This is a genomic window from Listeria monocytogenes (assembly GCF_900187225.1).
GTDB classification, from domain to species: domain Bacteria; phylum Bacillota; class Bacilli; order Lactobacillales; family Listeriaceae; genus Listeria; species Listeria monocytogenes.
Map to the genome: position 1 here is coordinate 716,085 of NZ_LT906436.1, position 10,870 is coordinate 726,954.

The following is a 10,870-nucleotide window of genomic DNA, read 5'->3' on the forward strand; positions in this document are numbered from 1 at the left end:
AAATGTGCGAAAACTTGGACTGATGACAATTTTATTTTGGATGTTTCTTTCGGTTCAAGCTTTTGCAGCAGACCTGGAACCTCCGATGATATCGCTTGAAAAGGAACAGCGTGTTTTTACATCTGGTGAAGTGATTTCGTTTCATGTCAAAAATCCGGAAGAGCTAAAAATTGTCTTGGTGAATGAACATGGACAAAGGAAACTTCTGGACGGGGAAACGTATACGGTGACGGATTGGGATTTGGACGGGAATTACCAGGCTGAATTTTATCAAGCAGATATTTCGAAACCGGTTGTTACTGTGGAAGACTTATTTGAAGTGAAACAGCTTGAGGAAGTTGCAAAAGATGAAACGGCGCCGAGTTTGAAAATGATAGAAATCACGCACGATGAAGATGTCTTACCGACGAGCGTGCTATATGCATCAGCCGATTTGGATGACGCAGAATCAGGCGTGAAACAGGCGATTTTGCTTGTTCATAGCAAATCTAATGAATCGGAAATGGAACTCATTCGCAACAACTATACAGGGGAGTTTGATGCAGAAATCCCTTTAGAAAAATTCCAATTGGGTGAAGAACTAACTTTTCAACTGCAATTAGTTGATTTTGCCGAGAATGAAATCACATTGGACTTAGAAAACACCATTCAACTATATGAACCAAAAGCACCTGTTTTAAGTTATGACGGTAGTGACATCACGAACGTCCAGAAAAAAATCGGACAAGTTGGTAATAGAATCGAGCTAACTCTCGACAAATATACAACAGAATTTCCGGAATTAGAAACAGAGAACGGCAAGACTATCCCATTATTATGGCAAAAAACAGCAACTGAATGGAAGGGAAGCCTGGCTTTAACGACAGAGCTATCCGGCGAAATTATTCATATTCAAGAAATGAATCAATACATGCTTGTCCGCGCTACTAGTGAACCATTTGGCGATATTCAGCTAATCAATAATTCCATTTTAACCGGCACCATTCATCCGGATTTCACATTCATATCGAATCTTTACGTCGAAGTGAATGGCCAAAATTTCCCAATCAAACGAACAGACAACAGTTTTACAAGCGCGGAAATAACAACTACTGGAAAAATTACTCTTCACTGGACAGACTGGGACGGTCAAGTTTTTTCCAAGCAAATGAATCAAGAAATCAAACCAGTGATTGAAATGCCAGATAAAGAAACAATTGCACCACCATCAGTAATACCGAAAGAAAAAGAATCATTACTGACATCACCTGATCCTAAACCATCTGTTGAGTCACATGAAAATACGCCCAAAAAGCAGGAAAAGAAGGAAACCTCAACTAAAAACAAATCAAGTAGTATCCCGTTTTGGATTCCAGCGCTCATGATTATTGGCGTTATTATTTTTTCGGGTAATAGAGCAATGAAATAAAAGCAGAAGCGAGGTGGACGGAATGAAAATAGATGGCATTCAAGAATCTGCAGAAAATCGTAATCAACTAGAACGGGAACTAATTAAACAAAATCCAGTTGTAAAAGAAGGTACGATAAAAGCACAAATGAATACAGAAGTTGCAGTACCGAAAACGCCGCCAGTGTCATTCTCTTTTAAAGAACTAAGCAGTTTACAACTGAATGGGACGAGTGCTGCAAGTTTAGAGTTGTACATGAAATTAATGATGAATAATGCTAAAAAAGCGAATGATTTAATCTTTTACGTCATGCGCGCGGGCATAAAAAACCCCACTGATTCTACCAAATGGCAAACAGTCAGAAGTGAAATCAGTAGCCAATTAAGTACGATTCTAATGAAACAACATAATTTTGAAGCGTATTTTTCCGAAAATCCAGCGAATCAAAAATTATTTTTAGCAAATCAAAAAATTATGAATGAAATCTCCTTTTTACTGAAAATGTTACCAACTTTAACTTTTGAAACAACTGGGAAATACGATTTCTTACGTATGATGCAAATAGCTTCTGGCAATATGGAGACGGGTATCCAAATGATGCGCGAATTCCAGGGACATATCGAACATGCGACAAGATTAGACTCAATCGTTGATGCAAGACAAGAAACGAACTGGATGATTAAAGTGTTACGCGAATTTGGCAATATGTTCCAATCGCGCCACTTATTACCATATGAATTGCAGGCAGAAAACATCAATATTTGGAAGTTGGGTAGCGAATACTTAAAACTAATGAACCAACTTTTACCTCAAATTGGCGCATTTCCAAATGGGAATATCAAAATTTTTCACCAACAAGCGACCAAGCCATTAACGGAACTTTTCCAAGAACTGCAACGATTAGCGGACGGACAAATGACGCAAGGTGGGATCGCTGTTATTTTAGACCGGATGCAAGGCCAACTTACACGACTAGCACAACTGTTTCAAAAAATGGAAATTGAAGCAGGTTTTACAGATACCGAACGAATTTTAGGTAGTGTGGACGCCGAATTCGCGAGCGATATGACGAAAATGATGCTACTCGCACAACAAGAAATGTCATTTTTTGATTTATTAGTAAAAGATTTCCGCAGTGTCTCCAAACAACCAATATTTTTCATGATAGTTGCTATATTTATTATTTTATTATTAATTATTTTATTTTAAAAAAGATATTTTTTGAAAAAATATATACTTTTTCAGGTTGTTTCAGTATAATTAAATAGAAAAATAAGGTTTAGAAAGCGAAAATGAGTTTTTCGGGGGAAAAAGGATGAATAATGTTTCAATTGGCCAAATTTCGCAGTCCAAACAGACGAATGTAGTTAGGGGAATACAAGAATTAAATCAAACACAACAACTTTATTTTGAACAAATGAAGGCGAATGGCAAGAAACAAACTCCTTCTCTGACTGAAATTAACGAACTAATTACGAATGTCACAGATAAAAAGTCACTCGTTGAAATGGATATGACGGTAGATAATGTTTTGAGCTATAAAAAAGCAGTCCAAACATTTTTAAATTTTTATGTGAATAATGTGATGGATTACGATAATATCGAAAGCCGCCACCCAAAATACGGTTTTTCACAAAAAATGACGATTTTAAAGCAAGTAGAAAAACAAACGAATGAATTAGATGATGTAATGAATTTAATCGACACAAAAACTGGACATTTAGATATGCTAAACCGTATTGGTGAGATTACTGGCATGATTCTCGATGTCGTATTGTAGGTGATGGGTATGCAAAACGAATTAATCAATCAATTAGAAATCTTAATCGAAAAAAATGTCAAAGCTACCGATGAAGCAATTTTACTAGGTAAATTAGTGCAAGAAGAGAACTGGATTGAAGCAGAAGAGCGCCAATTAGGGCTACAACGTGAACTTGCCGCTTTACAAAACGAATATCAAGCTTTAAAAACAATCATTGGCGAAGATAATACGCTTAGAACTCTCCAAAATACTTGGACACCTGAGGAAAATGCCATTATAGATGAACGGAAAAAAATGCTACTTGAAAAAGAAAACCTTTTACGAGTAAGTGTTACGGAAAACCAAATTAGAACAGAAATGCAATTGGCTTTTTCGGAACATATGGTGGATGTTATTACGGGGCACCACGCGGAAACACAAGCAGAAAATAATATGATGATAAACGAGACTTTTTAAGTAAACGGAGGGATTTTTTGTGCGTTTAAGTGATTTTAATACGTCATTATCGGGCATGTCAGCGGCGCAAATCGCTAATATGGTCGCTCAGCAAAATATTAGTAATATGAATACGCCGGGGTACATTAGGCAAGCTGTGGATCAGACAGCAGTTTACGGTGACGGTGGTCTACTTGGTGGGAAACAAACGGGCTACGGAGTCAAGGTGACAGACATTAAGCGTCTAACTAACACAGCGCTTACGACACAATACAATAATCAAATCGCCAAACAATCCGCTTCGTTATATCAAAGTGGGGCGCTGAATCAAGCACTTAATTTATTTGGTACTCCCGGAAAAAATACGCCAAGTGATAATTTGGATAACTTCTTCACCGCTTGGGCAGCATTAGCGAAAAATCCTGACCAAGCAACGAATACAACGGCACTTTTATCCAGTATGTCGATTTTTACGGATCAATTAAACCAACTTCATTCTGGCTTAAAAGAATTAGAAACAACCATTGCAGCAGATACAGATGCCGCGATCCAAGACTTAAATTCATTAATTAAAAAATTAGGCAGTATCAATAAAGCAATCGGAAATGCAGGCTCCAACCCACCGAACGATTTACTGAATCAACGTGATCAACTACTTAGCACGATGGCTGGTTATGCTGGAATTTCTGTGAGTGCCCATCCGAATAATCCAGATGTGTACGATGTGACAATCGGCGGACGTCTTGTTGTCCAAGGTGACGAAACTACCGAAATTACCTCGACGCGGACAGCGACAGGCTTCGAATTCTCCGTGGACGGTCAAAAACTCAACATGCCTGAAGGTTCGATTATCGCTTCCGTTCGCGTGAACCAAAATGAAATTAAATCTTACCAAGAAAAAATCGAAACTTTTTCGAACGGTCTAGCAAAAGCATTAGATGATATTCAAGTCAAAAACGTCAATAAAACAATGGATGATTTGCAAAAAATCAATGATGCGCTTCAAGCGAATCCGAACGACGAAAAATTACTGAGCAATCGCGATGAACTTTTACGTCAATTAGAAAAATTTCCAGGCGTGACTCGTTCTGGTGATACGCTGACAATTGGAGGCGTGGATCATCCCGTCGATACACTTGGCACGAGTACATATGTAACTGATGTGAACGATTTTTCCATTCCGATTTTCACCCAAAGCTCTGGCAAATGGATCCTGAATCCAGCAATTACGAGTAATGCTGATAATAAGCCATTTCTAGGTGTTATCGCGGCGGATATCGCTTCCTTAAAAACCGATAAAAACATTCAAGGCACGACTTTCCCAAGTTTTATGGACGGAATCATTACCGAGGTTGCCACCGATGCGAGTAAAAGTAGCGCAACCGCGACAGCAGATACCCAAGCATTAAGCTCACTTACGGAATCGAAATCATCGCTAGAAGGCGTCAACATTGATGAAGAAATGACAAATATTATGCAATATCAAAGTTACTATGTGGCCAATACGAAGGCGATGAACACAGTGAACGACATGATGAAAGCACTCTTAGCCATGTTATAAGGAGGAAAATGATGCGAATTTCAACCAATCAACAAGCAAGTTCAATAATTAATCAATTGAACAATGTCTCGGGAAATCTTGCTAAATATCAACTACAAGTATCTTCTGGGAAAAAGTACGAATCCATGAGTGAAAACCCTGGTGCGACAGCGCAAATTTTATCCTATAATCATGTGCTTAGTCAGCTAAATCGAGAAAAAACAGACGTAACGGAAGCGAAATCACTGCTAAATACGGCCGAAACATCTCTTTCTTCTATGTCTACATCCATGAACCGAGTAAACGCTTTAGTCTTGCAAGCAATTAACGGCACGAGCGATAAAGACAATATGTCTCAATCAGCCGAAGAAATCAAAGGACTACTCGATGTTCTTATTTCTGTCGCTAACTCAGAAGACGATGGCAGATATGTCTTTAGTGGCTCAAGTACAAGCGTGAAGCCATTTACAACAGATAAAACCACTGGAGAAATCATCTATAACGGGACAACCGAAAACAAAAAATTCCGCGTAACGGACACGTTAGAAGTAGAAGTTTTCCATGATGGTAGCGCGATGACAGACGTGTTTAATAACATTCAAAAAATTGTCGACGCAATGAAAACTGGCGATAAAGATGCTTTGTCTGCCTTGCAAGAAACAAACAGCAAGAATATTGAAATCATCACCAATTCCATGACAAATATCGGTGGACAGAAAAACGGCGTAACAGCCTATGATAACGTACTTTCTAGCAAAATTGTCGATTTTTCCGAACGTAAATCCAATGTCGAAGAAGTCAATATGCCAGAAGCCGTAAGTAATTTAAATAAAACATCAATCGCATACCAAGCCGCACTACAATCCAGTGTGATGGTACAAAAATTAAGCATCCTAAATTATATGTGAGGTGAAACCAAGTGGGAAGTTCGATTGCAAGCAGTTTAATGGACCCAACGCAATATTATTCGCAGTTTATTAGTCTTCAAAAAGCTAGTTTGGAAAAAGCGAAAACGCCTTATCAAAACCAAATTTCTAGCTACCAATCACGGATTGACCTTTATGCTAGTTTGAAAAACGCTTTATCCGAGTCGCTGAAAACGATGAGCTCTTTCACGACTTATGAAAGTAAAACCAAACTCGCGACTTCATCCAACGAAACGAGTTTTACTGTTTCATCGACGAGCAGTTCCGTCAACGGCAGTTATTCTATCGAAGTCCAAAACTTGGCGACTGCAGACACATACAACAAAGCAGTACCTGATATTGAGGCGAAAATCGGTGTAAGCGGGACAATTAAAATCAATGGCAAAGAAATTAAAGTTGATGCAGATAGCTCAATGAAAAATGTGATGAACTCCATCAATAGCGCTGGAGCAAAGGTGAATATCTACACGCTAGGCGAAAATATGGTTGTAACTTCTTCAACAACTGGTGTCGAAAATAGCATTAAATTCGAAGGTGATTCGGCTGTTCTCGATGCACTTGGATTAGTTCAAAACTCACCAGACCATTTAGCTGCAGAAGATGCTAAACTCAGAATCAACGGCGCGACCGTCACAAGTGCAACAAACAAAGTAACCAACTATATTCCAGGCGTTACAATCAACCTCAAAAAAGAAACAACTGGCGCTGAAAAATTAACCATCCAAGACCAAAGCGATGAAAAAGCAGCCAGCATGATCACCAGTTTTGTAAATACATACAATGCACTAACAAGCACAATGAAAACCTACACGGGAAAAGGAACGATTTTACAAGCATCTGCTGCCGACCTTGAAGCAAATCGTGCACTAAACAACGTATTCCAACATAAAAAAGATGGGAATACATTATTCGATTTTGGAATAAGCGTTGATAAAGAAGGCGTGTTAAAAGTAGATGAAACCGCCATGAAAAAAATGGTAGCTGAAGATCCGACCGCCGTCGAAAGATTTTTCTTTGGCATTGGTGGAATCGGCGACGAACTATATCAATCTTTGAACAAAACATTTGGCTCGACTGGCTTTATCAGTGATGAGACGACCTCGATGACGAATGAAATCAATAAATTAAATTTAAAGTTAACCGATATTACTAGCCGAAATGACACGTTATTAACGAATATTACGGATCAATACAACAAATGGCTTGAAATGATGCAAGCGATGCAAAGCGACGCCATGACACTTGATGCACTAATTGACGGTATGAATAGTTCTAATAAATAAAAATGGTAGGTGAAAAAAATGCAAGCTTGGAAACGATACACACAAAATGAATTAAACACGAGCAACCCCATTAAAAACACCATTTATATATACGAACGCTGTATTATTGAATTTAAAAAATTAGACAAAGCACTCGCACAACTACATTTTTCAGAAGCAGACCTTATTCTCGATAAAATGGAAAAAATCTTTGAAGAACTAAAATTACAACTAAATCCAGAAGCCGGACAAGAATTATACGACAATATTTTTGGCTTATACGAATGGATTTCCGAACAAATTCGTCAAATGCAATTACTAAAACAACCAGTAAATATTGATACCATCATTCACGTCATCACGCAGCTCAAAGAAGGCTACGAGGGAGTGATGAAACATGAATCAAGCAAAGACACATTTGGCTGAACTAAAAGCACTGTTTCACTCGACAGGACAATTAAACGTTACTCTCGAAGAATACCAAGCGAAACTAAATGAACTACTAAAAAGCACTGAACATTTACCGAAAGAGACAAAAGAAGCCATTTTAAAAGAAACAAGGGATTTAATTAATAAAGGTATTCTTTTCACCCAAAAACAATTAGAATCCACTGAAAATGCCTTTTCTGAAAATAAAAGTCGCAATGCTGCTAACTTGAATTATGCGAAATTTTTCTAAAAGAAAGAAGGAAATGAGAAGTGGAAAATTACACCACGCATATTGGCAACTACTTGAATTATCTTCAAACAGCCAACCAAGTAGTTTCAAATAATATCGCCAATGCCAATACGCCCAATTTTAAAGCAAGTGAAGCTAGTTTCGAGGAATCACTTGGCTCGAGTTTGCGAGCATCCGGTCAGAATAGCGCTGAGTCGGCAGGAAACCTAACGAAAACAAACACAAAACATTTAGCTGGAACCGACATAGACGAAACAAATGCAAAAGTGACCACTAAAAGCGGATCCATCAACGAAGATGGCAACAATGTCAACGTCACTTCTGAAATGATCAGCTTAACTAAAAATAATCAAATGTACGCGCTCGCTATCAGTGCACTCAACTATAATTCATCCATCAACACAGCAGCCCGTGGAAAGTAAGGTGAACAACCATGTTTGAAGGAATAAACACAAGCGGCTCTGCGTTAAATGCTGCGAAACAATGGATGGAAGTAAGCTCCAATAATATCGCGAATGCTGATTCAAGCGCCGCGCCTGGCGAAACACCTTTCCTCAGAAAACGCGTCGTCCTATCCGAAATCACGCCGTTCGAAACAGCTTTAACAGGAACAAAAGGTGTTAAAGTAAGCGAAATATCGAGCGATACAGGAAGCGTCAAACGGGTATATGATCCAACCCATCCAAATGCTAATGAAGCGGGTTACGTCAATTACGCGAATGTAGATATGACAGCAGAAATGACCAATCTGATGGTTGGGCAAAAAATGTACGCTGCAAACACTTCTGCCTTACAAGCAAATGAAAAAATGATGGAAAAAGATTTAGAAATCGGCAAAGTATAAAGGAGTGTTTTAAGAAATGGCAATTGAAAGTATTAATGCAGCCAGCGTCTTACCTAAAGTAACACTTGGTGAAACCGCGAAAACAGACAATGCGGCAGGTGCCGGAAATACCTTCACGCAAATGCTGGATAGTATGAGTGATACACAATCAAACGCGCAAACTTCCGTATCAAACCTTTTAACAACTGGCGAAGGAAATGCGAGTGATGTACTCATTCAAATGAAAAAAGCAGAATCAGAAATGAAAACTGCTGCGGTCATTCGTGATAATGTAATCGAAAGCTACAAACAGCTTTTAAATATGCAAGTGTAGCGGTTAGACTAGTCGGGGGAGTTTTAGTCAATCGTCCACACGAGAAAAATGGAGCGAAGTTTTTAAGATGGCAAAAATAAAAACAATGTATTCGAAATTGAAGAATTGGCACAAAGGCGCGATTTTAGTCGGCCTTTTTGTCGTAGTCACGGTGTTATTACTCTACATGAACACGCCCAAAACAGAAGTTACACTTTATAAAAATTTATCCGAAACGAGCCAGCAACAAGTCACCGATCAATTAGCCAAAATGGGCGTTGATTATACTGTCGACAAAAGCGGCAACATTTTAGTCGATGAAAAAGTGGAGACACTCGTTCGCGACAAATTCGCAGACCTAGGTATCCCATACACAGGCCAAGATGGCAATGATATTCTACTAAACAGCTCGCTAGGAGCTAGTGAAGAAGATAAAAAAATGCAAGAAAAAGTTGGCACAAAAGTCAATTTAGAAAAAGAAATCGTTCAAAGTTATGGAACAACTATAGACAGCGCCTCCGTTCAGCTAACATTACCAGAATCGAGTTCGATTTTTGAAGAAGCGAGCCAAAAAGGAACCGCTGCAGTAACACTCAAAACCAAAAATAATCAAACACTAACAAGTGAACAAGTTCTCGGCATTCAGCGCACCGTCAGCGCAGCCGTACCAAACGTTGCTAGCGATGACGTAGCGATTATCGATACGAAAAATGGCGTTATCTCAGAAGCAGACACATCCAAAGAAGAAGGAAGCTCGGCCTATAAAAATGAAGTCGACATCCAAAACGCCATCGGAAAAAATGTAAAAACAGACATCGAAGGTACACTTTCCAGCATTTTTGCCCTAGATAATTTCCGTGTGAATACAAATGTCGCAGTTAATTTTGACGAAATCAAACAAAATACGGAACATTATCCAAACGACGGAAAAGTACGTAGTAACCAAAAAGATACATCAACAGACACATCAAAAGGTTCCGCAAACACAACCGAATCTGGAACCGCATCAAATGCTGACGTACCAAATTACACGGAACAAAATGGTGACGATACGAACACCTATACAAGCGAAAAATCAAGTGAAACAACGAATTATGAACTAGACTCCACTATCCAAGAAATCAAAAAACACCCAGCCCTTGCAAAAACAAATGTCGTTGTCTGGGTTGATCAAAATGCTTTAAATAAAAACGGTGTGGACATGGCAGAATTTACAAAAGCAATTGGTGTTTCAGCTGGATTAACGCCCAATATGACTACCGAAGAAGCGGGCGCGGACGGAGAAGCCGCAGCCGCACCAACATTCGAAGGTACTTTCCAAAATGGCGATGTCACCATCATGCCTATCCAGTTCTTAGATAACGCGACCCCAGCAGAAAAAGACACGACAGAAAAAGCTGAACCAGCAAGCAAAGCATGGATTTGGTGGCTTGCAGGCGGTTTACTTTTCGCCGTCATCGCAGCAGGAATTATCACCTATATCATCCTTCTTAAACGTAAAGAACAACTAGAAGAAGCATTGGAACCAGAAGAAAAAGATTACATTCCAGCCGAAGAAGCAATCATCAATCCAGAAGAACATCCAGATTTCAACTTCCAAACAGACGCATTCGATTTATCAGAACCAGAATTAAAAGCTCGCAAAGAAAGCTTGAAAAATAAACTCGGTGAAATGGCCAAAGAAGACCCAGGGCGCGCCGCAGCAGTCATCCAAAAATGGCTCAATGAAAGGCAGGAATGAC

Annotated in this window: 13 protein-coding genes; all 13 read left to right on the plus strand. The window is 39.0% G+C overall.

Features of this window, described 5'->3' with window-relative positions; genetic code table 11:
- The first annotated feature begins 4 nt into the window (after window positions 1-4).
- The 13 genes from CKV70_RS03610 (at window position 5) to fliF (ending at window position 10,869) form a co-directional block, all read left to right on the plus strand.
- The gene (locus CKV70_RS03610) at window positions 5-1,408 is read left to right on the plus strand and encodes a hypothetical protein (protein ID WP_014600608.1); all 1,404 of its coding nucleotides are present in this window, start codon (window positions 5-7) and stop codon (window positions 1,406-1,408) included.
- Window positions 1,409-1,430: 22 nt separating this feature from the next.
- The gene (locus CKV70_RS03615) at window positions 1,431-2,597 is read left to right on the plus strand and encodes a hypothetical protein (protein WP_003721823.1); all 1,167 of its coding nucleotides are present in this window, start codon (window positions 1,431-1,433) and stop codon (window positions 2,595-2,597) included.
- 106 nt (window positions 2,598-2,703) lie between these two features.
- Entirely contained in the window at window positions 2,704-3,168 is a 465-nt protein-coding gene (locus CKV70_RS03620; RefSeq protein WP_003721824.1) for a YaaR family protein, read from the plus strand.
- Between the two features lie 9 nt (window positions 3,169-3,177).
- Window positions 3,178-3,606 (plus strand): hypothetical protein, encoded by a 429-nt coding sequence (locus CKV70_RS03625; protein ID WP_009916692.1) that lies wholly within the window; start codon window positions 3,178-3,180, stop codon window positions 3,604-3,606.
- Window positions 3,607-3,625: 19 nt separating this feature from the next.
- Window positions 3,626-5,146: a flagellar hook-associated protein FlgK gene (gene flgK, locus CKV70_RS03630; RefSeq protein WP_003733169.1), complete on the plus strand. Its 1,521-nt coding sequence runs from the start codon at window positions 3,626-3,628 to the stop codon at window positions 5,144-5,146.
- An 11-nt stretch (window positions 5,147-5,157) separates the two neighbouring features.
- Window positions 5,158-6,033, plus strand: a complete 876-nt coding sequence (locus CKV70_RS03635) for a flagellar hook-associated protein 3 (RefSeq protein ID WP_003721827.1) — start codon at window positions 5,158-5,160, stop codon at window positions 6,031-6,033.
- Window positions 6,034-6,044: 11 nt separating this feature from the next.
- Window positions 6,045-7,334: a flagellar hook-associated protein 2 gene (locus CKV70_RS03640; protein ID WP_003727196.1), complete on the plus strand. Its 1,290-nt coding sequence runs from the start codon at window positions 6,045-6,047 to the stop codon at window positions 7,332-7,334.
- Window positions 7,335-7,352: 18 nt separating this feature from the next.
- Entirely contained in the window at window positions 7,353-7,739 is a 387-nt protein-coding gene (gene fliS / locus CKV70_RS03645) for a flagellar export chaperone FliS (RefSeq protein WP_009924584.1), read from the plus strand.
- Complete coding sequence (locus CKV70_RS03650; RefSeq protein ID WP_014600609.1) at window positions 7,711-7,992, plus strand: hypothetical protein; 282 nt, start codon at window positions 7,711-7,713, stop codon at window positions 7,990-7,992. Before fliS ends, CKV70_RS03650 begins: the two co-directional genes overlap by 29 nt.
- A gap of 20 nt (window positions 7,993-8,012) precedes the next feature.
- Entirely contained in the window at window positions 8,013-8,414 is a 402-nt protein-coding gene (gene flgB, locus CKV70_RS03655; RefSeq protein WP_010989548.1) for a flagellar basal body rod protein FlgB, read from the plus strand.
- Window positions 8,415-8,425: 11 nt separating this feature from the next.
- Window positions 8,426-8,836 (plus strand): flagellar basal body rod protein FlgC, encoded by a 411-nt coding sequence (gene flgC / locus CKV70_RS03660; protein WP_003721832.1) that lies wholly within the window; start codon window positions 8,426-8,428, stop codon window positions 8,834-8,836.
- A 16-nt stretch (window positions 8,837-8,852) separates the two neighbouring features.
- Complete coding sequence (gene fliE / locus CKV70_RS03665; RefSeq protein WP_003721833.1) at window positions 8,853-9,149, plus strand: flagellar hook-basal body complex protein FliE; 297 nt, start codon at window positions 8,853-8,855, stop codon at window positions 9,147-9,149.
- A gap of 67 nt (window positions 9,150-9,216) precedes the next feature.
- A complete protein-coding gene (gene fliF, locus CKV70_RS03670; protein ID WP_003721834.1) occupies window positions 9,217-10,869 on the plus strand; it encodes a flagellar basal-body MS-ring/collar protein FliF in 1,653 nt (550 codons plus the stop codon).
- The last annotated feature ends 1 nt before the right edge of the window (window position 10,870 follow it).

Excerpts from the sequence above, each read along its gene's own strand:
- CKV70_RS03625 (WP_009916692.1), top strand. The coding sequence starts at position 3,178 with ATGCAAAACGAATTAATCAATCAATTAGAAATCTTAATCGAAAAAAAT.
- CKV70_RS03635 (WP_003721827.1), top strand. The coding sequence starts at position 5,158 with ATGCGAATTTCAACCAATCAACAAGCAAGTTCAATAATTAATCAATTG.
- fliE (WP_003721833.1), top strand. The coding sequence starts at position 8,853 with ATGGCAATTGAAAGTATTAATGCAGCCAGCGTCTTACCTAAAGTAACA.
- CKV70_RS03650 (WP_014600609.1), top strand. The coding sequence starts at position 7,711 with ATGAATCAAGCAAAGACACATTTGGCTGAACTAAAAGCACTGTTTCAC.
- flgC (WP_003721832.1), top strand. The coding sequence starts at position 8,426 with ATGTTTGAAGGAATAAACACAAGCGGCTCTGCGTTAAATGCTGCGAAA.
- CKV70_RS03620 (WP_003721824.1), top strand. The coding sequence starts at position 2,704 with ATGAATAATGTTTCAATTGGCCAAATTTCGCAGTCCAAACAGACGAAT.
- CKV70_RS03615 (WP_003721823.1), top strand. The coding sequence starts at position 1,431 with ATGAAAATAGATGGCATTCAAGAATCTGCAGAAAATCGTAATCAACTA.
- fliS (WP_009924584.1), top strand. The coding sequence starts at position 7,353 with ATGCAAGCTTGGAAACGATACACACAAAATGAATTAAACACGAGCAAC.
- fliF (WP_003721834.1), top strand. The coding sequence starts at position 9,217 with ATGGCAAAAATAAAAACAATGTATTCGAAATTGAAGAATTGGCACAAA.